This is a genomic window from Leifsonia lichenia (assembly GCF_054780215.1).
Map to the genome: position 1 here is coordinate 1,004,375 of NZ_BAAGWT010000002.1, position 23,185 is coordinate 1,027,559.

Sequence of the window (23,185 nt, forward strand, 5' to 3'; positions counted from 1 at the left end):
GAACGGGTCTCGTCCACCGACTACATGATACGGGGCGTCGACGGAACCGCCGACGCCCCGCGGCAGGAGAGTGCCCGGGGTTCACCCGGGCACTCTCACTGTTGGAGCTGGTTACTTCGCGGTGGAGGACTTGACCGACCACTCCCAGAAGTTCCAGAACGGACCGGACTGTCCGCCGTTGTACTTCACGCCGTCCACACGAGCGGTAGCGCCGAAGACACCAGGGAGCTGGAACAGCGGGAGGCCGTATCCATCTGCGAAGGTCTTCGCGTCGATCTGCTGCTCGATCTTGGTCAGCTCGGACGGGTCAAGCGTCGTCTGCGACTTCACAGCGAGGTCGTTCGCCGCCGAGTAACGGTTGTAGTTACCGCCACCGTTGGTGGTGAACAACTGCGGGATCTGCGACGTGCCGGCTCCGGGGCTGATCCAGCCGAAGAGCGAAGCGTCGTAGTCGCCACCCGGCAGGAGCTTGCTCCAGTCGGGCGATCCAGCGTCGACGACCTTGAAGCCGGCCTTGGAGGCCGAGGCCGAGATGGCCTGGAACTCGTCGACACGGTTCGGGTTGTTCGTGTTGTAGAGGATCCGGACCGTCGGGGTGGCACCGGCGAGCAGCGCCTTGGCGCCGTCGATGTCGACCTTGCCGAACTTGTCAGAACCGTTCATCTTCACGGTGTCCGCGTACTGTTCCTGGTTGGGCAGGAAGATCTGCGAGTCGAGGACCTTGGCCTTCGGGTCGACCGGGGTGACGATCGAGTCGAGGATCTGCTGACGCGGGATCGTCTTCAGGAACGCCTCGCGCACCTTCGGGTCCGCGAACGTCTGCGAGCCGAAGTTGAGGTCGAGGTGGTCGTACGAGGCCTGTGCACCGGTGAGGACCTTGGCGCTCGTGTTCTTCAGCGCGGTGATCGTGTCGGCGGAGGCCTGCGGGTTGATGATGTCGACCTCACCGTTCTGGAGAGCGGTGACCTGTGCGTTCGCGTCAGGGATGATGCGGAAGACGATCTTGTCCACGTTCGGCTTGAGTCCACCGGCGTAGTACTTGTTCTTCACCATCGTGAGCGACTGACCGGGGGTCCAGCTCGAGACCACGAACGGTCCGGAGGAGACCAGGAGGTCCTTGTCGGTCGGGAACGCGGTCACGTCGTAGCCGGTGTTGACGAAGTCAGCAGCCTTCTTGAGCGTGGCGTCCGGAGCGGCAGGGTTGTCCTTGTTGCCCTTGTCGAGGCCCTTGAGCAGCTTCGTCAGGTCGGCGGCCGAGGACAGGCCCGCCTTCTTGGCGACGATGTGCGCGGGCTGCGCGATCGGGTTGACGAGCTCCCAGTCGACGTACGGGGTGCCGTACTTCAGGGTGATCGAGGTGTTGTTGTCACCGACGGTCGGGAAGGCGGTGGTGTCAAGACCAGCGGTGGAACCGGCGATCGTGAAGTACTGGGTTCCCTTGGTGACGTTGCCCTGGTCGTCGGTGGTCGCCGAGTCGTAGTAGCCGGATGCGATCGCCCAGGCGAGCACCATGTCGTCAGCGGTGACGGGCTGGCCGTCGGACCACTTGTCGTCCTTGTTGAGCGTGTACTTGACCGTCAGCGGGTCGTCCGAGGTCTTCTCGAACTTGCCGAACTTGTCGTCGTGGACGATCTTGTAGTTGTTGTCGATGTACTGGAACCCGGTTCCGTACGAGCCGTTGAGGTATCCGACCTGGCCGTTGGTGTCCAGGTTGCCCTGCGGCGTCTGCGAGTTGAACGACGTGAAGTCGTTCACGACAGCGACCGTCACGGTGCCGCCCTGCGCAGCGGTGGATCCACCGGTGCTGCCGGACGTGGTGCAGGCTGACAGTGCGAGCGCTGCGACGCCGGCGATGGCGACCGCGCTGACCGCGTACCTGACCTTTCTTCCCTTGATGTGCAATGTTCCTCCTGTGCGAAGTGTGCGACGGCCGCGGACATGCGAGTGCGTCCGGACCGCGCTGGATATGAATGACCCTAAGTAGCGCACGGTTTGAATGCAAAACGGGGCGGCAAAACGTTACACAGTGGTAACTCGGTTAGCGATAAATTGCACGATGTGCACAAGAACGGCGGTTTTCGGCCGCGCCGTGCAATGAATCGACCGCATCCGCCCGTTTGGACTGGACAAACCGCATCCCGTGGGTGGCGCCCGAGACCTGGCAGGATGCCTCTATGAGCCGTGAAACCCCCTGGTCCGCCGAGATTCCGCTCGAACGCGCACAGCGCCCGCGGCTGTGGTGGGAGATCGCAATCGTCCTCGGGCTCTCGCTCGGCGCATCCGCTGTCTACTCGATCGTCGAGATCATCGCGCGGTCCACCGACACGACGCCGCTCGCCGACCAGACGGCGCAGGTCAACCCGTCGCAGAGCCCCAGGGAGTGGCTGGACTTCACCTACCAGTTCCTCGGCAACCTGTTCCCGCTGTTCGCGGTCGCACTTGTGATCTTCCTGCTCTGGCAGCGGGAGCGCAGCGGTTTCCGGCGGATCGGGTTCGATCTGACCAGGCCGCTGGCCGACCTGGGCGGCGGGATGCTGCTGTTCCTCGCCATCGGGATCCCCGGCATCCTGTTCTACGCCCTCGGCCGGGTGGTCGGGGTGACCGTGCAGGTGCAGGCGTCTCCGCTGGACACGCACTGGTGGACCATCCCGATCCTGGTGTTCGCCGCGCTGCGCGCCGGGCTGCAGGAGGAGGTCATCATCGTCGGCTATCTGTTCACCCGGCTGCGGCAGCTCGGCTGGGGCAAGTGGACGATCATCGTCTCCGCCGCGCTCCTGCGCGGCAGCTACCACCTGTACCAGGGCTTCGGGCCGTTCGTCGGCAACGCGATCATGGGCGTCGTCTTCGGCTGGTGCTACACGCGGTGGGGCCGGGTGATGCCGCTCGTCGTCGCCCACGTCGTCATCGACATCGTCTCGTTCGTCGGGTACCCCCTCGCCGTCGCGCTCTGGCCGCACATCTTCGCTTAAACGTCATCGAGCCCAGGCTTCTTCACCGTATCCGCGCGGAATACAGTGAAAAAGCCTGGGCTCGACGGCTGCGGGTCTAGGCGAAGGCCTCGGGCGGCGGGCAGGCGCAGAAGAGGTTGCGGTCGCCGTATGCCTGGTCGATGCGGCGTACGGGAGGCCAGTACTTGCTGCGGACGATGCCGGGCACGGGGTAGACGGCCTGCTCGCGGGAGTACGGGTGGGTCCACTCGCCGGCGATGACGGACTCCGCGGTGTGCGGGGCGCCCCTCAGCGGGTTGTCGTCGACCGGCCAGTCTCCCGCGGCGACGGCGTCGGCCTCCGCGCGGATGGCGACCATCGCGGCGACGAACCGGTCCAGCTCGCCGAAGTCTTCGCTCTCGGTCGGCTCGACCATCAGCGTGCCGGCCACCGGGAAGCTCATCGTCGGGGCGTGGAAGCCGTAGTCGATGAGGCGCTTCGCCACGTCGTCCACGGTCACGCCGGTCTGCTCGGTGAGCGGCCGCAGGTCCAGGATGCACTCGTGCGCCACCAGCCCGTTGTCGCCCGCGTAGAGCACCGGGAAGGAGTCGCGGAGCTTGACGGCGACGTAGTTGGCCGCGAGGACGGCCGCACCGGTCGCATCCCGCAGGCCGGATGCGCCCATCATGCGCACGTACGCCCAACTGATCGGCAGGATGCTCGGGCTGCCGTACGGCGCGCTCGACACGGGGCCGCCGGCGTGCTCGACGCGCTCCCCTGCCGCCCCGCTCGTCGACGACAGCGGGTGCGTCGCATCCTGAGCCAGCGGGTGGCCGGGCAGGAACGGCGCGAGGTGCGCCTTCGCCGCAACGGGGCCGACGCCCGGTCCGCCGCCGCCGTGCGGGATGCAGAACGTCTTGTGCAGGTTGAGGTGGCTGACATCCCCGCCGAAGTCGCCGAAGCGGGCGTAGCCGAGGAGCGCATTCAGGTTGGCGCCGTCGACGTAGACCTGACCGCCCGCATCGTGCACGGCCTGCGTGATCGCGACGACCTCGTGCTCGTACACGCCGTGCGTGGACGGGTAGGTGATCATGAGTGCGGCGAGGGTGTCCGCGTGCTCCGCGATCTTCGCGCGGAGGTCGTCGAGGTCCACGTTGCCGAGCTCGTCGCAGGCGACGACCACCACGGACATCCCGGCGAGGACAGCGGACGCCGCGTTGGTGCCGTGCGCGCTCTGCGGGATGAGGCAGACCGTGCGCGCGAGGTCGCCGCGCGAGCGGTGGTAGCCGCGGATCGCGAGCAGCCCGGCGAGCTCGCCCTGGCTTCCCGCGTTCGGCTGCAGCGAGACGGAGTCGTAGCCCGTCACGTCGGCGAGCCAGGTCTCCAACTGGTCGATGAGCGCGAGCGAGCCGCGGACGTCGTCAGCGGGCGCGTACGGGTGCAGACCGGCGAACTCCGGCCAGGTGACGGCCTCCATCTCGGTCGCGGCGTTGAGCTTCATCGTGCACGAGCCGAGCGGGATCATGCCGCGGTCGAGCGCGTAGTCCTTGTCGGCGAGGTACTTGAGGTAGCGCATCATGGCCGTTTCGGAGTGATGCGTGTTGAACACCGGGTGGGTCAGGTAGGCGCTGGACCGGGTCAGGGTGGCCTCGAAGGACGGGGCGCCGTCGAGCATCCGCACGTCGGAACCGTCGGCGGCGAGGCTGTTTTCCGAGCCGAACACCGCGAGCAGGTCGGAGAACAGCGTCGAGCCCTCTGCGAGGTCGGCCGCGACCTCCTCGTCGAAGCTCAGGGAGACGGTGGATGCGTCGGCGGCGCGCAGCAGGATGCCGCGCTCGTGGGCGGCGGCGACCGCTGCTGCGGCGTCGGCGACCCGCACCTGGATGGTGTCGAAGAACGACTCGGAGACGACGTCGACCCCGCGCTCGCGGAGCACGCTCGCGGCGGTCGCCGCCGTGAGGTGCACGCGCCGGCCGATCGCCTTGAGCCCGCGGGGGCCGTGGTAGACCGCGTACATGGCGGCCATGACGGCGAGCAGCACCTGAGCAGTGCAGATGTTCGAGGTGGCCTTCTCGCGACGGATGTGCTGCTCACGGGTCTGCAGCGTGAGCCGGTACGCCGGCTTGCCCACCGCATCCTGCGAGACGCCGACGAGACGGCCGGGAAGCTGACGCTCCAGACCGGAGCGCACGGCCATGAAGCCGGCGTGCGGGCCGCCGAAGCCCATCGGAACGCCGAAGCGCTGGCTGGTGCCGACCGCGACGTCCGCGCCGAGCTCGCCCGGCGAGCGAAGCTGCGTGAGCGCGAGCAGGTCGGCCGCAGCGACGACGACCGCTCCCCCGGCCTTGGCCGAGGCGATCACCTCCGCGGGGTTCCAGACCCGGCCGGATGCGCCGGGGTACTGCACGAACAGCCCGAAGGCGTCCGTCAGCTCGGCGGAGTCGGCGGGGGTGGTAGCGAGGTCGAGCACGACCAGCTCGATGCCGACCGCATCCGCCCTGTTGCGCAGCAGAGCGAGAGTCTGGGGGAACGCGTCGGCGTCGACGACGAACCTCGACGACTTCACCTTGGATGCGCGGCGGGCCAGCAGCATCCCCTCGACGACGGCGGTTCCCTCATCCAGCATCGACGCGTTGGCGGTGTCGAGGCCGGTGAGGTCGGCGACCATCGTCTGGAAGTTGATGAGCGCTTCAAGGCGCCCCTGCGAGATCTCCGGCTGATACGGCGTGTATGCCGTGTACCAGCTCGGGTTCTCCAGCACGTTGCGCTTGATGACCGACGGCGTGATGGTGCCGTAGTACCCGAGGCCGATCAGCGACCGGTTGACGGTGTTCTTGGCCGCCAGGTCGCGCAGCTCGCGAAGCGCGGCGCGCTCGCTGGCCGCTGCGGGCAGCACGGACTCGTAGCCGGGGTCGACGCGGATCGTGTCCGGCACGGCGGCCGTGACCAGGTCGGCGACCGTCTCGTAGCCGATGGAGGACAGCATGGTGCGCTGCGCGTCGTCGCCGGTGCCGATGTGACGCGTCTGGAAGAGTTCAGTCATCGAAGTGCTGGTGCCTCACTCGCCCGTGAGGGCGGCGTATTCGTCGTAGCTGAGAAGGGTGGGGAGAGCGGTGAAGGCGATCTTGACCAGCCAGCCTTCGCCGAACGGGTCGCTGTTGACGAGCTCGGGCGCATCCACGACGGCGTCGTTGATCTCGGCGACCGTGCCGTCGACGGGCGCGAACAACTCGCCGACCGACTTGGTCGACTCGATCTCGCCCACGACCTTGCCCTCGGCCAGCTCGCTGCCGACGGCGGGAAGCTCGACGAACACCACGTCGCCCAGCTTGTCGGCCGCGTACGCGGTGATGCCGACCGTCGCGACGTCGCCGTCCACGAGGATCCACTCGTGCTCAGCGGTGTATTTGAGTTCCTGTTCTGCGGCCATGGCTAGCGCTTCTTTCTGCTGTAGAAGGGGAGGGCGGTGACGGTGTATCCGAGACGGTTGCCGCGGATGTCGACGTGCAGTTCTGTGCCGGGGCGGGCGTAGCGCGGAGCGACGTACGCCATCGCGATCGGCACGCCGATGGTCGGGGAGAGAGCACCGGAGGTGACGACGCCGACGGATGCGTCCCCGCCGTCCGTCTCGCTCGTCGCGTACACCGGGTATCCGGCGCGGGCGGCCCGCTTGCCGTGGCCCATCAGGCCGACGAGCACGGGGGCCTCCGCATCCGGGCCGTCCTCGCTGGCGGCGCGGCCGACGAAGTCGGTGTCTTTCGCGAGGTTGACGACGCGGCCGAGTCCGGCCTGCGCCGGGTAGGTGTCGAGGCCGAGCTCGTGCCCGTACAGCGGCATCCCCGCTTCGAGTCGGAGGGTGTCGCGGCTGGCGAGCCCCGCCGGCACGAGGCCCTGCTCGGCTCCTGCCTCGAGCAGGGCATCCCAGAGCTGAGGCGCGTTGTCCGGCGCGAGGTACAGCTCGAAGCCGTCCTCGCCCGTGTACCCGGTGCGGGCGATCAGCACGGGATGCGACTCGTACAGCGCGGGGAGCGACCAGTAGTATTTGAGGCCGTCGAGGCGGGCGGCGACGTCGTCGCCGTCGTACGAGCCGCCCTCGATGGCGAAGCCGGGCGTCGCTGCGAGGATCGACAGCGCGGCGGGACCCTGAACGGCGATGAGCGCGATGTCGTCGCTCTCGTCGAACACCTCCACGTCGAACGGCGCGGTGCGCGCCCGCAGCTCCTCGACCACCTGGTAGCGGTTGGCCGCGTTCGCGACCACCATGTACCGGTCGTCGCCGGTGCGGTACACCACGAGGTCGTCGACGATGCCGCCGGAGCGCGACAGCAGCAGGCTGTACTTGGCCTGGTCGATGCCGATCGAGGACAGCTTGCCGGCGAGCGCGTAGTCGAGCGCGGCTCCGGCCTCCGGGCCGAGGACGACGATCTCCGCCATGTGCGAGAGGTCGAACAGACCGGCGGCGTTCCGAACAGCGTGGTGCTCTGCGAGGTCGCTGGAGTAGCGGACGGGCATCTGCCACCCGGCGAAGTCCGTGAAGGATGCCCCGGCCGTCTGATGGGCGTCGTGCAGCGGGGAGAGGCGGTCCGATTCGTGCGAGGTCATTGAGTTCTCCGATTCGCTGGCCGTCGCCGGGAGTTGGGCACAGACCGCGATGCGGCTGTGTGAGAACTCCCCCTCTGTCATCCGGCCTGAGAGTTTCACCGCGCTGGCGCGCGGCTTTCACCGTGGGCGAGGACGGCGATCGTGTCGTCGTCCTGCTTTTCAGAGTGGCCAGTCCGATGCGGTACGCGTACCTGAGAGATTGTCGGGGAGGATTGCTCCTTCGGTGCCGGATCGGCGCTCTCGCGCTCCCGGCTCTCCCGCATCGACCTCGATTGGCCCAGTATTCAGTTCTGTGCTGCGCGCCCAGCATATCCGACGCGCCGCGCCGGCGCTGAATCACCTCGGGTCAGGTGTCACGTCCGTATGCACGGGCGCCGACGACACCGCACGCGGGCTTCTCGCGCGGGTTGCTAGGGCTTCTCCTGCACTCTCAACGCCAGCGACAGCGTGGCCTGTTCGAGGTCGGGCCAGACGCGGTCCGTCGTGGCCGCGTCACATCCACGAGAACCAGTCATCGGCGCCCGCTGCGGGAGCATCCGCCCCCGCAGCCGGCGACGGAGATGGTGTAGGAGACGGTGAGCGCGGATTCCGCAGCGACTTCTCACGCGCCCACGACCGGATGGAGGGATCGGTAGAGCACTCCGAGGAAACATCGATGGCCACTTGAGTGCTTGTAGCAGTAAGTCCGTAAAACACCCCGTCCGACCGCACAGCGCGGATCGAGATACCCATCCAACCGGAGGGCGAAGTCCAATCGACGGTCCGCGTCACTGTGAAGCCTTCGCTCTCCCAATACACGGTTAGCTTGTCCGCGATCGGATGCGGATCCTCCTCGAACGCGGCATGCGTCACCATGCTGTCAACCTGGTGAGCGGCCTTCGCCCCGACCGTCCACACGGCGACAAGGCGACTTCCTCGGCGGCCGGATCCCAGGGCTTATTGTCTAGCCTCGCCCCACGGAACCAACCCTCCGTGACACCGGTCGCAGCGATCGCAGCGTCGGTGAGGCCCGCCCACTGCGTCAGTAGTTCGCCGATCGTTTTCTGCGGCGCACCCGGAGTTCGCGGAACAGGATCACTCACCGCAGGAAAAGACATACACCCTCCCAAAACCGACACCATCACAGCCGCGACGATCGCGACAGCGCATGTTCTCGCCATTCGGCCGCTGACGGTCGAAACCTGCAGCGGCCCGTACGAGGTCGCGTCCGAAACTGTCGTCCGGCGTGCGTGGGTCACATCCACGAGAACCAGTCGTCGGCGCCCATCGGCGGGGCATCCGCCCCCGCAGCGGGCGTTGGCGTGCTTGGGGTGGGGAACAGTGAGTTGAGCCTCTCTCGAACGCGCTCCTCAGCCCACGTGTCGATGGAGGGGTCGGTGGAGCACTCCGACTTCACTCCGATGGACACTTGATCGCTGGTAGCAGTAAGTCCGTAGTACACCCCATCGGACCGCACGGCGCGGATCGAGATACCCATCCAGCCGGAGCGGGTGATCGAGTCGACAGTGCGCGTCACCGTGAACCCCTGGCTCTCCCAGTACGCGGTGAGCTTGTCCGCGATCGGATGCGGGTCCGCCTCGAACGCGGCATGAGCCACGTCGGCGTCAACTTGGTGAGCGGTCTTCGACCCGACTGTCCCGCACGGCGACAGAGCTACTTCCTCTGCGGCCGGATCCCAGGGCTTGTTGTCAAGCACCGCCCCGCGGAACCAACCGTCCGTGACACCGGTGGCGGCGATAGCGGCGTCGGTGAGGTCCGCCCACTGTGTCAGTAGTTCACCGATTGTTTTCTGCGGCGCGCCAGGAGTCAGCGGAACAGGACCACTCACAGCAGGAACAGACATACACCCTCCCAAAACCGACACCGCAACAGCCGCGACGGCAACCACGGCAAACATTCTCTCGAAACGAACCACACGCCCCGCTGATGTCTCGCTCATCGGGTGGACCTCAACCCACCCGCAACACTCTCTGGCAGACCGACCGTCGCGAAGGCCGTGTTCCACAAAGCCTCCGTGTCCTCATCGAGGTATCCGGAGCCTTCCGGGGCGATCCCGTTGAACGGGTTGGGTCCGTCCGTGTTCGCACCCAGGACGCTGTGGCCCTTGGTCTGCTTCAATATCTCACCGCTAGGCAGCACCGTCCCTTCGGACGAGAACGACCGTGCACCACCCATCGACTTCGGCATGTTCAGCAGCCCCTTCACCGGCATCGCGAGCATCGTCCCCGGATTCAAGAGCGCCTCGGGGTTCGGTTCCGCACGCCCGCCCACTGCCGAGCCGAACGGCGCGAGGAAGTCCAACTGTGCCGCTGTGGTGAAGATCGCGGGCAGCTCCCCCGCCTGCTTCACGCGGAGGTCCGAAAACGACGTGACCACCTGCGTGTCAATCCCCGCAGACCCGAGCATCGTGAACGAATCCACCGGGTGTTTGACCCGTGTCAACGCGTCCGCCGCCATCGTCGTCCCATACGAATGCGCCACCACCGACACATACGGGAGCGACACCGACGAATGCGCCGAACGAGTGGCGTGCGTCCCGTCCAGTTCGTTCGCGAACCGCCACGACCCGTCCTGCGCCAACGCCGGAGTGCTCACACTCACCAAATCCGGTGTGTCATACCCCAACCAACCCACCACGGCGTGCGAACGACCTCCATCAAGGCGCTTTTGTTCGCGGTACAGGTTGCTCGCAGCGCGTGACCAACCCTCGGTCGCATCCGCCGCATCCGAGTTCATCCCCGGAGCCGCCCACGTCACCGTGTCCGCCGTGTCCAGATCGCCGTAGCCGACCGCGACCATCGGTACCGAAGCGTCCAGGTTGAGACACACCAATGACACCGACGGATCGGCAAGAACCTTCTTGAGCGCGTCGAGCACCTTCTGCTGCTCCGGAGTACGGACAGGACTGTCCGCTGCTGCCAGATACACTGCCATGTTGCACCGATGCCTCACCCCATACGGCAGCCCGGCCAGGTTGCCCAGAACGCCGGGCGCCGCCGCCTGGAACGCCTCCTTCGCCTCGTCCCCGAGACTCGACCACCATTTCGCGACCTGGTCCGCGGACGGTGGATGCTCCCAGAACTGCTGGACGAGCTTCGGATCCGACGCCACGAGCGCTGCCAACTCCTCGGGTGTCAAACGCTGCAACGTGGCCATCAGGGACGCGTTCACGCTCGCCGAGGCGGATATGTGCGAGAGCTTGCCGACGACCGACGCGAATGCCTGCAGCTCCGGCTGCGGAACAGGCGCCAACGCGCCATGCAACGCAGCGTCCAGAGCGTCAGCGAAGGTCTTCTCTGCCTCGCTGTACTCCCGCCTCGCCCGCTCGGCCCTTCGCTTCGCGTCGTCCAGTCGCTCCTGCGCGTCTTCTACCGTGAAGCGTGCGCTCGCCAGCTTCTCGCTCGCATCCTGCTCCCGGCGTCGAGCAGACGCCACCTCCCCATGCGCGGGTGCCGACGACCCCGGCGCCGGCTTCTCGCGCGAGTTGTACGCCTTCTCCAACGCCCGCAACGCCGCCGACAACGCGGCCTGCTCGGCGCCCAGCGCTGCCGCCGACGCCTCGGCCGCCTCCAGGTCCGCCAACGCCTGCTCAGCGTCCCGCAACGCACGATCCGCGTCGTCCTGCGCGAACAGCATCGACGACGACCACCTGGTCGCCGCCTCGACACCCTCGTTGTGCCGCGCAGCCGCCTGGCCAGCCCCCGCCTCCAGTGCCCGCAACCGATCAGAGAACACGTCAGCGGCCAGCCCGGACCACGACGACGCCCCGAGGTTCGTGTCCAGCACCTGTCTCGCCACCACCGACTGACGCTCCAGCCGGCTCGACCACGTGCGCAAGTGAACGACCAGCGCCTCCACCATGTCCCGATCACCCGGCGTCGGATCGGTGTCGAACCCCACCGGCGACCAGTCCGCCCACCTAGAACCCATGAAAGCCGCCCCGATCGCTCCGGAACGCGTGGGCATCCTCCGCATCCCGACGAAGATACGTTTCGGCTGCCTGGTCGAGAGCGCCGCCCAAACCTGCGACCAGCTCATCGACCGTCGACTGGCCGCGGACCCAGTACCCCTCGAACCTGCTCACAGCGCCCAGAGCGACCGCTGCGCCGAACCCGTCGGACTCATCCGCCGAAGAACGGGAGCCGGTGGCGGCGCCCTTCAGCGCTTCCGCACCGGACCTCAACTGATCCGCGTCAACACCGATCGCTCTGACCATCTGCCCGCCAAACATTCGCCCTACATATTCCAGACGCAGTATATCGAGAGAAAAATGAGACGGCTCTCGCGCACCCCTGCCATCAACGATGGTCGCCACTGCTCAGGATTTCGCGGTGAGGGTTTGTGGTTCTGGTCGAGATGACACTAAGATGAATGCACCTTAGGGTCAGACTGACTTTTAGTGAGGGAGGACCGCATGGCAGCGAACAGTGAGCGCGTCAGCGCGGTGCTCGCCGTGTCCACGGTGATCTTCTCGCTCCGCAACGACGACCAGACCGGCGATATCGCGAGCGTCTGGCTTCCGCTCGTTCGCCGCGTGCGCCAACCGTTCGAGGGATGCTGGGCGCTGCCTGGCGGCCCGCTGCACGGGGAGGAAGATCTCGCCTTCGCCGCCGCCCGCACCCTCAACGAGACGACCGGCCTCACCCCGCGCTACCTGGAACAGCTCTACGCGTTCGGCGACGCCTCCCGGTCGACGGGGGCGGAGCGGGTCGTCTCGATCGTCTACTGGGCGCTGGTCCGCAGCGAGGAGGCCGCCCTCGCAAGCGTCGGCGAGAACGTGCGCTGGTTTCCTGCGGACGACCTGCCGAGCCTGGCCTTCGACCACAAGCTCATCGTCGAGTACGCCCTCTGGCGGCTGCGCACCAAGATGGAGTACTCGCGCATCGCGCACGCCTTCCTCGGCGAGACATTCACCCTCGCGCAGCTCCGCGAGGTGCACGAGGCGGTGCTCGGACGGCCGCTCGACCCCGCCAACTTCCGGCGCACCATCGAGGGCTCTGGCGCCGTCGTCGCCACCGACCAGTACCTCACCGGCACCCGGCACCGGCCGCCGCGCCTCTACCGGTACAACGACTCCATCGACCTGGCCGACGCCGGCCCGCTCCCCCGCCAGCAGCATCCGTTCGCATCCCCTGCAGCAGCACCCGTTCGAGAGTAGAGAAGAATGAGCACCATCGCCTCGGTCGACACCACCATCCAGCTCATCGCCACCGGCGAGCTGAACGGCGAGACCTGCACCCCCGACCTCGTGGACGCCCCGTGGACGTTCGACTCCCTCGCGCCGTCCTACGGTCCTGGCGCGTCGATGGCCGACCCCATCCCGGTGGATGCGCCCCGCCAGGGCGAACTGCCCGACGAGTACCGCACCGCATCGGCTGAGGAGCTGCACGACCGCATCCTGGCCGCGAAGGCCACGCTCGGCGACCGCGTGGTGACCCTCGGCCACTTCTACCAGCGCGACGAGGTGGTGCAGTACGCGGACTTCGTCGGCGACTCGTTCCAGCTCGCCAACGCCGCCAAAGCGAAGCCTGAGGCCGAGGCCATCGTGTTCTGCGGCGTGCACTTCATGGCGGAGACCGCCGACATCATCTCCCGTCCTGAGCAGGCGGTCATCCTGCCGAACCTGGCAGCGGGATGCTCGATGGCCGACATGGCCGACATCGACTCGGTGACCGAGTGCTGGGAGCAGCTCGAGGAGCTGTACGGCACCGAACCGGATGCGGACGGCCGCGTTCCCGTCATCCCCGTCACGTACATGAACTCGTCTGCGGCGCTGAAGGGCTTCTGCGGCGAGCACGGCGGTATCGTCTGCACCTCCTCCAACGCGGAGACCGTGCTGAAGTGGGCCTTCGAGCGCGGCCAGCGCGTGCTGTTCTTCCCCGACCAGCACCTCGGCCGCAACACGGCGAAGGCTATGGGCGTGCCCGTCGAGCAGATGCCGCTGTGGAATCCGCGCAAACCGCTCGGCGGCAGCGACGAGGACACCCTGCAGGATGCCAGGGTCATCCTCTGGCACGGATTCTGCTCCGTGCACAAACGCTTCACCGTCGGCCAGATCGAGCACGCCCGCGCCGAATTCCCCGGCGTGCGCGTGATCGTGCACCCCGAGTGCCCGATGGCCGTGGTAGACGCGGCGGACGAGTACGGGTCGACCGACTACATCGTCAAGGCCATCGCGGCCGCCCCGGCAGGCTCGACGTTCGCGATCGGCACCGAGATCAACCTGGTGCAGCGTCTGGCGGCGCAGTTCCCGCAGCACACCATCTTCTGCCTCGACTCGGTGGTGTGCCCGTGCTCGACCATGTACCGCATCCACCCGGGCTACCTAGCCTGGGTGCTGGAGGGCCTGGTGCGCGGCGAAGTGCTGAACCGCATCCAGGTCGCCCCTGAGGTGGCAGAGCCCGCGCGGGTCGCACTGGAGCGTATGCTCGCCGCGCGGCCGGACACCACGATGGCGGCTTGACCATGCCGCGGATCGTGGTGGTCGGCAGCGGCATCGCCGGGCTCGTCGCCGCCGTCGAGGCCAGCAGGACGCACAGCGTCACTCTGGTGACGAAGGCCGAGCTCGCGGAGAGCAACACGGCGTATGCGCAGGGCGGGATCGCGGCGGCGTACTTCGCGGACGACAGCGTCGCATCCCACGTGGACGACACCCTGCGCGCCGGGGCCGGTCTCGGCGTCCGGGATGCGGTGGCCGCCCTCTGCACGGAGGGCCCTGACCGCATCCGCGACCTCATCGCGTTCGGCGTCGCGTTCGACCGCTCGGGCGGCGACCTCGCTCGCGGACTGGAGGCGGCGCACTCGAACGCGCGCGTGCTGCACGCCGGCGGGGATGCCACGGGCGCCGAGATCGAGCGCGCCCTGGTGCGCGCCGTTCGCGCGTCGGGAGCGCGCATCGTGGAACAGGCGTTCCTTTGCGACCTCGTCGTGTCGAACGGAGCCGTCACCGGCGTCGAGCTGCTGCTGGCGGACGGCACCGCCGAGGTGCTCGACGCCGACGCCGTGATCCTCGCCAGCGGAGGCGCCGGCCAGCTCTACGCGCACACCACCAATCCGGCGGTGACGACCGGGGACGGCGTCGCCGCCGCCTGGCGCGCAGGAGCGGCCGTCGCCGACCTGGAGTTCTACCAGTTCCACCCGACCGCGCTCGCGATCCCCGGCTCGTTCCTGGTGTCGGAGGCCGTGCGCGGCGAAGGAGCCGTGCTGCGGAACGCGCGCGGCGAGCGCTTCATGCTCGACGTGCATCCCGACGCCGAGCTGGCCCCGCGAGATGTGGTCGCCCGCGGCATAGCCGTGGAGATGGCGGCGCAGGGCGGCCGTCCCGTCGTGCTCGATGCGACGGCACTCGGTGCGGAGTTCCTGGCCAGACGCTTCCCCACCATCGACGCGGCCTGCCGCGCTGCCGGTATGGACTGGTCGAGCGAGCCCGTTCCGGTCACCCCAGCCGCCCACTACTGGATGGGCGGGGTCGCCACCGACACCAGCGGGCGCACCACGCTCCCCGGCCTGTACGCGGTCGGCGAGGTGGCATGCACGGGAGCGCACGGGGCGAACAGGCTCGCATCCAACTCCCTGCTGGAGGGTCTGGTGTTCGCCCACAGGGCCGTCGCGGCGATCGACGCGGACAGGGCGTGGCCGAGCGCGGTCGCCTGGCCGGATGCACGCGACTGGCCGGATGCACGCGACTGGCCCGATGCACGCGACTGGCCCGATGCACGTGACTGGCCGGACGCACCCGACTGGCTGCACGGCGCACTCGACGCAGCCGCCCCCGCCGAACACGTGGATGCGGTCCCCGTCGACCGCGCGCAGCTCCAGTCGCTGCTCTGGGAGGCCGCAGGCGTGCACCGCGACCGGGATCGGCTCGAAGCAGCGGCGGAGGTGCTCGCCGGGTGGCGCGCATCCACTGCCGGCGGACGCACGCCCCGCGAGCGCGAGGACGCGAACCTGCTCGACCTGGCGAGGCTCGTCGTCTCGTCGGCGCTCGGCCGCGAGGAGTCGCGCGGCGCGCACTTCCGCTCCGATTTCCCCTCCACGGCCGCCGAGGCGCGGCACACTGTGCGGACTGCCGTCGCGGCCGACACAGCCCTGTTGACCGACACCGAGGTGACCGTTTCATGCTGACCGATCAGATCGTCCAGACCGTCGTGCGCGCGGCGCTCGTCGAGGACGCGCCCTGGGGCGACGTCACGTCGTCGCTGCTCATTCCGGAAACGGCATATGCCACGGCGCGCCTGTCCGCGCGGGAGCCGGGCACGTTCTCCGGCGGTGCGGTGTTCGCCGCTGCGATGACCATCACCGACCCGAGCATCGTCGTGGAGCTCGCCGTCGCGGACGGCAGCACGTTCCAGGCGGGCGACACCCTCGCGACCGTGTCGGGGCCGGCGCGTTCGGTGCTGCAGGCCGAGCGGGTCGCGCTCAACTTCGTGCAGCGGATGAGCGGCATCGCGACGCTCACGGCCGCGTACGTGGCCGAGGTCGCGCACACCACGGCACGGATCGTGGACACCAGGAAGACCACGCCAGGGCTGCGCGCCTTCGAGCGTCACGCGGTCCGTTCCGGCGGCGGGCACAACCACCGGTTCTCGCTCTCCGACGCCGTGATGGCGAAGGACAACCACCTCGCCGTCCTCACCGATCAGACCGGGCTGTCGGTGACCGATGCGCTGCTCGCCGTGCGCGCGCAGCTCTCGCACACGACGCACCTGGAGGTCGAGGTGGACAGGATCGACCAGATCGAGCCGGTCCTCGCCGCGGGGATCGACACGATCATGCTCGACAACTTCACCATCGAGCAGCTCCGCGAGGGCGTCGCCCTCGTCGCCGGGCGGGCACGGGTGGATGCGAGCGGCAACGTGAACCTGTCGACCGTGCGCAGCGTCGCGGAGACCGGCGTCGACGTCATCTCGGTCGGTGCGCTCACCCACAGCGTCCGCGCGCTCGACCTCGGGCTCGACGTCGTGGTGGACGCGACGCCATGATCTACCTCGACGCGGCGGCCACCTCGGCGGTGCGCCGCGAGGTGCTCGAGGCGATGTGGCCGTACCTCACCGGCGATTTCGGCAATCCGTCGAGCCACCACGGTGTCGGCGAGTCCGCTGCGCGGGCCCTGGCCGATGCGCGCTCGACAGTGGCGTCCTGGCTGGGCTGTCGCGCATCCGAGGTCGTGTTCACCTCCGGGGGCACAGAGGCTGACAACCTCGCGGTGAAGGGCATCGCCATCGCCGCCCCGCGCGGGCGGCACATCGTCACGACGCCGATCGAGCACGAGGCCGTGCTCGCCTCTGCGGACTATCTGGTGCGGCAGCACGGCTTCACCGTCGACGTCGCACCGGTCGACAGGGACGGTCTGGTGGACGTCGATGCGTTCGCCGCGCTGCTGCGACCGGACACGACGCTCGCGAGCGTGATGCTCGCCAACAACGAGGTCGGCACCGTGCAGCCGATCACCGAGTTGTCCGCCCTGACGCGGGAGCTGCGCATCCCGTTCCACACCGACGCGGTGCAGGCGGCCGGCTGGCTGCCGCTCGACGTCGGACGCCTGGGTGTGGATGCGCTCAGCGTCTCCGGCCACAAGCTCGGCGCCCCGAAGGGCATCGGCGCGCTCTACGTGCGCGGGCGCATCCCGGTCGAGCCCGTGCTGCACGGCGGAGGGCAGGAGCGCGGGCGCCGCTCGGGAACGGAGAACGTGGCGGGCGCGGTCGGACTCGCTGCGGCCGTGCGGCTCGCGACCGAGCACCAGTCGACCAATGCCGCGGCTGCGGCGACGGCACGGGATGCGTTCGTCGCAGCCGTGCTCGCCGAGCTCCCGGATGCGCGCCTCACCGGTCACCCGTCGTCGCGCCTCCCCGGCACAGCGTCGTTCGTGTTCCCCGGCAGCAACGGGGAGACCATCCTGCTCGAACTGGAACGGCGCGGCGTCGTGTCGTCGAGCGGTTCGGCCTGCGCGGCGGGAAGCGAGGACGCGTCGCACGTGCTGCTCGCACTCGGCTACGACGAGGACATCGCGCGCACGGCGGTGCGGTTCTCCTGGGGACCTGAGGTGGATGCGGACACGCTCGCCTCCGTCGCTCCCGCGGTCGGGGACGCCGTGCGCGAGGTGTCGGGCCTGCGGCGCTGAGCGGGGCGGCCCAGGCTCAGCGCGCCGCCGTCCCGCGCGGATGCGGACGCATGGATTACGCGCAGAGTGAACGCGGCGAACGTTAACGCTGCCGAAACCCCGCATGTCAGTGGTCACCAGTACGCTCGAATCCGTGACTGAGAACACCCCTCCCGCGCCCGAGGCGCTCGCCGACCCCGCCTTCGACGTCCCCGTGGTCGCCGGATCCGCCGCCGACGCCACGGTGGGAGCGGGTGCGCCGGTCGGAACGGGTGCGCCGGTCGGAACGGGTGCGCCGGTAGAGGCGGTCGCCGCCCCCGACCACACCAAGCGCAACAACCGCGTGATCTGGCTGCTGCTGTCGGCCACCTTCGTCGTCATCCTCAACGAGACGATCATGTCGGTTGCCATCCCGAAGCTGATGGACGACCTCCGGATCGACGCGCTCGCCGCCCAGTGGCTGTCGACCGCGTTCATGCTCACGATGGCGGTGGTCATCCCGATCACCGGGTTCCTGCTGCAGCGGTTCAGCACACGCAGCATCTTCATCGCGGCGATGAGCCTGTTCTCGCTCGGGACGCTGTCCGCTGCGATCGCCCCCGGGTTCGGTCTGCTCGTCGTCGCCCGCGTCATCCAGGCGTCCGGCACGGCGATCATGATCCCGCTGCTGATGACCACGCTGATGACCCTGGTGCCGCCGGCGAAGCGAGGGCGCACGATGGGCAACGTCTCCATCGTCATCTCCGTGGCCCCGGCCATCGGCCCGACCATCTCCGGCTTCATCCTCAACTACCTCGACTGGCGCTGGATCTTCCTGATCGTGCTGCCGATCGCCGCGGTCATGCTGCTCATCGGAATCAAGTTCGTCGAGAACGTCACCGAGCCGCAGAAGGTCAAGATCGACGTGCTCTCGGTGATCCTCTCCGCGTTCGGCTTCGGCGGACTGCTCTACGGCCTCACCCAGACCGCGGAGTCCGGCCCCGGCTCGTCTCCCGCGGTCATGTGGGTGTCGCTCGCTGTCGGCGGCGCGTCTCTCGCCGCGTTCATCGTGCGCCAGCTCCTGCTGCAGCGGCAGGACAGGGCGCTGCTCGACCTGCGCACCTTCACGGCCCCCATCTTCACGGTGTCGATCGTGCTGATGGCGATCAGCACGGCGGCGATGTTCGGCGTGATCATCGTGCTCCCGCTCTATCTGCAGCATGTACTGCACCTGGACACGCTTGCGACAGGGCTGCTGCTTCTGCCTGGTGGCCTGGTGATGGGACTGATCGCGCCGTTCGTCGGGCGCATCTACGACAGGTTCGGACCGCGCGTGCTGGTGGTGCCTGGAGCGATCCTGGTCAGCCTGGTGCTGTGGGCGTTCACGCTCATCACCGAGCACACCTCGCAGTATCTGATCCTCGCCGGGCACGTCACGCTGAGCATCGGGCTGGCGCTGATGTTCACGCCGTTGTTCACCGCGGGCCTCGGCGCCGTTCCGCCGAACCTGTACTCGCACGGCAGCGCGATCGTCGGCACGGTGCAGCAGGTGGCGGGCGCCGCCGGAACGGCCCTTCTCGTCGCGATCATGTCGGTGCACACGGCCACGCTGGTCGGCTCCGGCGTCAACATCGACTCGGCGACCGCGGGCGGCATCCGGGCGGCGTTCCTCGCTGCGGCGATCATCTCGCTGTTCGGGGTGGTCGGTGCGTTCTTCATCCGCAAACCGGCCGATGTGATCGCGCCGGAAGGACAGTTCGCGCACTGAGCCTGCGCGAACGGATCGGCAGGGCGACATGGCACGCGGCGTCGAAGCAGACACCGTCGAGGAGTACCTCGACCGGATCGGAGAGCCGTACTCGACGGCGTTGCGAACGGTCCGCGACCGCATCGTGAACCTCCTGCCGGAAGCCGAGCAGGTCATCAGCTACCGGGTGCCCGTGTTCCGCTACCGCGGGCGCGGCCTGATCGGCCTCTCCGCCACGGCGAAGGAGTGCAGCCTGCTGCTGATGAGTCCCCCGGCTGCCGCCGCGCTCGACGGCACGCTCGGCGAGGGCTCGTTCAGCGGCGCCACCCTGCACTTCTCACCGGATGCGCCGCTCAGCGTCGACACGCTGCGCACCATCATCGAGTATCGCGTCGCCGAGGCAGGGCGTTAGGCGGGGCGCTAGGCGGGGCGTCGGCAGCTAGACCGGGCGTCAGGCGCTAGAACGGGCGAGCCTCCGCGACCACGATGAGCTCGGTGGTGCTGTCGGTGACGGGGCCGCGCATCCAATCGCCGTAGACCGCGCGCACGGCGAAGCCGGCACCCACCAGCGACGCCCGCAACTCCTCCTCCGTGCGGAAGCGCAGCGCGCCCTCGTCCGTGAGGTGTTCGCCGTCCGGCAGCACGAAATGACCGGTGAGGCCCACCACCCCCGCCGAGTCGCCTGTGACCTCGTTCCAGGCGATCACCTGCCCATCGTCCGTCTCGATGACCTCGCGGCCGTCCTCCCAGCCCAGCCACGCCTGCGCGCGCGGGTCGCGGCTCTCGAACACCAGCAGTCCGCCCGGCGTGAGCGCGCGGCGGGTCGCTGTGAGCGCATCCCGCCAGGCGTCGTCGGCGACGAACACCTGGGCGACGTGGCCGGTCATGATCGCCAGGTCCGCGTCGGCAGGCGGCAGCGCGCTCGCGTCGCCGGTCACCCACTCGACCAGCTCGCCTCCGTCTCTGCCACGTGCGATCGCGAGCATGGCGTCGGCCGGATCGACCCCGAGCATCCGGTGGCCCCTGCGGGCGAGCTCCACGGTCAGGAGCCCCGTGCCGCAGCCGATGTCCACGATCCGGGAACCGGGATGCTCGTCGCCGAACGCCAGATAGAACTCGGTGTCGGCCGCGTACGGGTTCATCCGGTCGTAGAGGGCGGCGAGGCGGGGGTCTCGGTAGCTGGCATCCTCGGTCACGGCTCAACGCTAGCGGGCACGCGGGCGCGGTGCGACCATGGGGAGAGGTCCTGCGACGGAGGAGGAAGACATGTCCATCATCTCGACGACAGACCCGGAGGACGCGGAGGGCGACGTCGCCGCGATCTACGCCAAAGACCAGCGTGACCTCGGCTACGTCGCATCGCACACGCGCGCCATGGCCGTGAACCCGGAGGCGTACCTGGCGTGGGAGCAGCTCGTCAGAGCCATCGTGTCCCAGCTCGGGATGCGCCGCTACGAGCTGGTCACTCTCGCGGCCGCCCAGGGCACCCACTCGGAGCACTGCCGGCTGGCGCACGGCCGCAAGACCCTCCCGCTGATCGAGGAGGATCAGCTCGAACGCATCGCCCGCGACTACCACGACGCCGACCTGAGCGAGGCGGAGGTGGCCATGATGGACTACGCGGAACGCGTCGCCCGCGAGGCGCACGCGATGACGGAGGCGGACAGCCTAAGGCTGCGCGAGCTGGGCTTCACCGACAGGGAGATCGTCGACATCACCCTCGCGGCCGCCGCCCGCAGCTACTTCAGCAGCGCGATTCAGGCGCTCGCGGTGGAGGTGGACGTGCCCCCCGGTCTCAGCGACCGGCTGCGCGGGGCGCTGCTCGCTCCCCTGTGATGCGCGCTGGCCGCTAGTGTCGGAGACATGGAGCCGTCCGCCGAGAACCCCGCCGAGAATCCTGTCGTCCGTGTCGTCGTGCAGGATGTGACGCTGCCGGAGCCGCGGCTGTTCGGCCGCATCCAGAGCCGTCGGATCACGATCGCGCCCGGCGCCGAGTCCGGGCTGCACGTCCACAACGGCCCCGTCATCGGGAGCATCGAGACCGGCACCGCGATCTACCAGATCGAGGGTGGCGAGGAGCGCGTGCTCATCGCGGGCGATATGTTCTACGAGCCGGAGGGCGGCCGGATCGCGCGCTTCGACGCCGGCCCACAGGGCGTGACATTCCTCGGGCACTTCCCGGTCGGCGCCGACGAGGAGCCGTCGATCGCGTTCCCCTGAACGCGACGACGGTTTTCGCACCGTTCCCGGCACATCGTCGGACGAAATGGATGGAAACTCGTCGGAATCGGTACGGAATCGGTCGTTCTGTGTCGGTGGGGACAGGCAGAATGTTCCAAACACCAGGCAGAGAGGCGCGTGACACCGTGGGCAGCACCGTATTCGAACGAAGCCGCCCGGACGCGTCCGTCGTGCGGCACGCTCTGGCGGACACACGGCAGGCGGTGTTCTGGACGGAGGATGCGCCAGGCGACGCATACCCGACGCTGACCGGCGACATCGGCTGCGACCTCGCGGTGGTCGGCGGCGGATACTCCGGCCTCTGGACCGCGCTCCTCGCCAAGCAGGAGAACCCGGCCGCCAGGGTGGTCCTTCTCGAAGCCCGTCGCATCGGCTGGGCCGCCTCCGGACGCAACGGCGGTTTCTGCGAGGCCAGCCTCACCCACGGCGAGGAGAACGGGCGCAGCCGGTTCCCCCACGAGTTCGACCAGCTCCAGCGGCTCGGGATGCAGAACCTCGACGAGATCGAGTCGACGATCCTGCAGCTCGGCCTCGACGCCGACTTCGAACGCAACGGCGCCATCGACATCGCCACGGAGCCGCACCAGGTCGAGTGGCTGCGCGAGGCGGCGGACGGCGACGACGCTGTGTTCCTCGACACCGACGCGGTGCGCGCCGAGGTGCACTCCCCCAGCTATCTCGGCGGCCTGCTCCGCACCCGCGACTCCTCGCTGGTGCACCCGGCGAAGCTCGCCAGAGCGCTCGCCCGCGCCTGCGTCGACGCCGGCGTCGAGATCTTCGAGAACAGCCCGGTGCAGAGCATCGGCGACGGAACCGTGCTGGAGACGCCGAGCGGCGTCGTCCGGTCGGAGCGCACGGCGCTCGCGACCAACGTGTTCCCGAGCCTGCTCAAGCGCAACAAGCTGGCGACCGTCCCGGTGTACGACTACGTGCTGATGACCGAGCCGCTGACCGACGCGCAGCTCGCATCCATCGGCTGGTCGGGACGGCAGGGTCTCGGCGACTCGGCCAACCAGTTCCACTACTACCGGCTCTCGGCGGACAACCGCATCCTGTTCGGCGGCTACGACGCGATCTACCACTACGGCGGGCGGGTGCGCGAGGAGTACGAGAACCGGCCGGAGACCTTCGCGAAGCTGGCGAACCACTTCTTCACCACCTTCCCGCAACTGGAAGGCGTGCGGTTCAGCAACAAGTGGGCAGGCGCGATCGACACCTGCAGCCGGTTCTGCGCGTTCTTCGGCTCCGCCCGCGGAGGCCGCGTCGCCTACGCGACCGGGTACACCGGCCTCGGCGTCGCCGCGACGCACTTCGGCGCGAGGGTGATGCTCGACCTGCTCGCCGGCCGCAGCACCGAACGCACCGAGCTGGCGATGGTGAAGAGCAAGCCGCTGCCGTTCCCTCCCGAGCCCGCCGCATCCATCGGCATCAACCTGACACGGGTGTCGCTCGACCGCGCAGACCACAACGACGGCAGGCGCAACCTGTTCCTGAAGACCCTGGATGCGGTCGGTCTCGGCTTCGATAGCTGACCGCGCCAGCGCGCACCGACCACCGGCCCCGACCCCACCGGCCCGACAGTACCGAGGA

At 68.6% G+C, this 23,185-nt stretch carries 19 protein-coding genes and 2 riboswitches; of the genes, 12 read left to right on the plus strand and 7 right to left on the minus strand.

Annotated features, from left to right (window positions below; all coding sequences use genetic code 11):
* Positions 1 to 111: 111 nt before the first annotated feature.
* On the minus strand, positions 112 to 1,902 hold the full coding sequence (locus ACYVGI_RS09325) for an ABC transporter family substrate-binding protein (RefSeq protein WP_460632313.1): 1,791 nt from the start codon (positions 1,900 to 1,902) through the stop codon (positions 112 to 114).
* 272 nt (positions 1,903 to 2,174) lie between these two features.
* Between ACYVGI_RS09325 and ACYVGI_RS09330 the strand changes: the two genes are divergently transcribed.
* Positions 2,175 to 2,969 (plus strand): CPBP family intramembrane glutamic endopeptidase, encoded by a 795-nt coding sequence (locus ACYVGI_RS09330; RefSeq protein WP_460632314.1) that lies wholly within the window; start codon positions 2,175 to 2,177, stop codon positions 2,967 to 2,969.
* 76 nt (positions 2,970 to 3,045) lie between these two features.
* Here the strand turns inward: ACYVGI_RS09330 and gcvP are convergent, their stop codons facing one another.
* The 5 genes from gcvP to ACYVGI_RS09355 form a co-directional block, all read right to left on the minus strand.
* Complete coding sequence (gene gcvP / locus ACYVGI_RS09335) at positions 3,046 to 5,970, minus strand: aminomethyl-transferring glycine dehydrogenase (protein ID WP_460632315.1); 2,925 nt, start codon at positions 5,968 to 5,970, stop codon at positions 3,046 to 3,048.
* A 15-nt stretch (positions 5,971 to 5,985) separates the two neighbouring features.
* Positions 5,986 to 6,357, minus strand: coding sequence for a glycine cleavage system protein GcvH (gcvH, locus tag ACYVGI_RS09340; RefSeq protein ID WP_460632316.1), 372 nt, complete (start codon positions 6,355 to 6,357; stop codon positions 5,986 to 5,988).
* 2 nt (positions 6,358 to 6,359) lie between these two features.
* A complete protein-coding gene (gcvT, locus tag ACYVGI_RS09345) occupies positions 6,360 to 7,529 on the minus strand; it encodes a glycine cleavage system aminomethyltransferase GcvT (protein ID WP_460632317.1) in 1,170 nt (389 codons plus the stop codon).
* 67 nt (positions 7,530 to 7,596) lie between these two features.
* Positions 7,597 to 7,697, minus strand: a riboswitch (glycine riboswitch).
* A gap of 1 nt (position 7,698) precedes the next feature.
* Positions 7,699 to 7,799: riboswitch (glycine riboswitch) on the minus strand.
* 964 nt (positions 7,800 to 8,763) lie between these two features.
* Positions 8,764 to 9,468 carry a hypothetical protein gene (locus ACYVGI_RS09350; protein WP_460632318.1) on the minus strand — a complete coding sequence of 235 codons (705 nt, stop codon included), beginning with the start codon at positions 9,466 to 9,468 and terminating at the stop codon, positions 8,764 to 8,766.
* On the minus strand, positions 9,465 to 11,429 hold the full coding sequence (locus ACYVGI_RS09355) for an alpha/beta hydrolase (RefSeq protein ID WP_460632319.1): 1,965 nt from the start codon (positions 11,427 to 11,429) through the stop codon (positions 9,465 to 9,467). Before ACYVGI_RS09355 ends, ACYVGI_RS09350 begins: the two co-directional genes overlap by 4 nt.
* Here ACYVGI_RS09355 and ACYVGI_RS09360 point away from each other — a divergent pair.
* From ACYVGI_RS09360 to ACYVGI_RS09395, 8 genes are all read left to right on the plus strand, one after another.
* Entirely contained in the window at positions 11,416 to 11,889 is a 474-nt protein-coding gene (locus tag ACYVGI_RS09360) for a hypothetical protein (protein ID WP_460632320.1), read from the plus strand. The two genes, ACYVGI_RS09355 and ACYVGI_RS09360, sit on opposite strands and share 14 nt — an antisense overlap.
* Positions 11,890 to 11,943: 54 nt before the next feature.
* Positions 11,944 to 12,687, plus strand: a complete 744-nt coding sequence (locus ACYVGI_RS09365) for an NUDIX hydrolase (protein ID WP_460632321.1) — start codon at positions 11,944 to 11,946, stop codon at positions 12,685 to 12,687.
* 6 nt (positions 12,688 to 12,693) lie between these two features.
* Positions 12,694 to 13,992: a quinolinate synthase NadA gene (gene nadA, locus ACYVGI_RS09370; protein WP_460632322.1), complete on the plus strand. Its 1,299-nt coding sequence runs from the start codon at positions 12,694 to 12,696 to the stop codon at positions 13,990 to 13,992.
* A 2-nt stretch (positions 13,993 to 13,994) separates the two neighbouring features.
* Positions 13,995 to 15,653 (plus strand): L-aspartate oxidase, encoded by a 1,659-nt coding sequence (gene nadB, locus ACYVGI_RS09375; protein ID WP_460632430.1) that lies wholly within the window; start codon positions 13,995 to 13,997, stop codon positions 15,651 to 15,653.
* Positions 15,647 to 16,510 carry a carboxylating nicotinate-nucleotide diphosphorylase gene (nadC, locus tag ACYVGI_RS09380; RefSeq protein WP_460632323.1) on the plus strand — a complete coding sequence of 288 codons (864 nt, stop codon included), beginning with the start codon at positions 15,647 to 15,649 and terminating at the stop codon, positions 16,508 to 16,510. Before nadB ends, nadC begins: the two co-directional genes overlap by 7 nt.
* Positions 16,507 to 17,649, plus strand: coding sequence for a cysteine desulfurase family protein (locus ACYVGI_RS09385; RefSeq protein ID WP_460632324.1), 1,143 nt, complete (start codon positions 16,507 to 16,509; stop codon positions 17,647 to 17,649). The genes nadC and ACYVGI_RS09385 overlap by 4 nt, the downstream gene beginning before the upstream one ends.
* A 223-nt stretch (positions 17,650 to 17,872) precedes the next feature.
* Positions 17,873 to 19,375 (plus strand): MDR family MFS transporter, encoded by a 1,503-nt coding sequence (locus ACYVGI_RS09390; RefSeq protein WP_460632431.1) that lies wholly within the window; start codon positions 17,873 to 17,875, stop codon positions 19,373 to 19,375.
* A 28-nt stretch (positions 19,376 to 19,403) separates the two neighbouring features.
* Positions 19,404 to 19,766, plus strand: a complete 363-nt coding sequence (locus ACYVGI_RS09395) for an iron chaperone (protein WP_460632325.1) — start codon at positions 19,404 to 19,406, stop codon at positions 19,764 to 19,766.
* Positions 19,767 to 19,812: 46 nt separating this feature from the next.
* Here the strand turns inward: ACYVGI_RS09395 and ACYVGI_RS09400 are convergent, their stop codons facing one another.
* Positions 19,813 to 20,550, minus strand: a complete 738-nt coding sequence (locus ACYVGI_RS09400; protein ID WP_460632326.1) for a class I SAM-dependent methyltransferase — start codon at positions 20,548 to 20,550, stop codon at positions 19,813 to 19,815.
* Positions 20,551 to 20,620: 70 nt separating this feature from the next.
* On the opposite strand from ACYVGI_RS09400, the gene ACYVGI_RS09405 reads away from it, so the two are divergent.
* The 3 genes from ACYVGI_RS09405 (at position 20,621) to ACYVGI_RS09415 (ending at position 23,127) form a co-directional block, all read left to right on the plus strand.
* Entirely contained in the window at positions 20,621 to 21,190 is a 570-nt protein-coding gene (locus tag ACYVGI_RS09405) for a carboxymuconolactone decarboxylase family protein (RefSeq protein WP_460632327.1), read from the plus strand.
* Positions 21,191 to 21,217: 27 nt separating this feature from the next.
* On the plus strand, positions 21,218 to 21,574 hold the full coding sequence (locus ACYVGI_RS09410; protein ID WP_460632328.1) for a cupin domain-containing protein: 357 nt from the start codon (positions 21,218 to 21,220) through the stop codon (positions 21,572 to 21,574).
* A gap of 146 nt (positions 21,575 to 21,720) precedes the next feature.
* The gene (locus tag ACYVGI_RS09415) at positions 21,721 to 23,127 is read left to right on the plus strand and encodes an NAD(P)/FAD-dependent oxidoreductase (RefSeq protein ID WP_460632329.1); all 1,407 of its coding nucleotides are present in this window, start codon (positions 21,721 to 21,723) and stop codon (positions 23,125 to 23,127) included.
* The last annotated feature ends 58 nt before the right edge of the window (positions 23,128 to 23,185 follow it).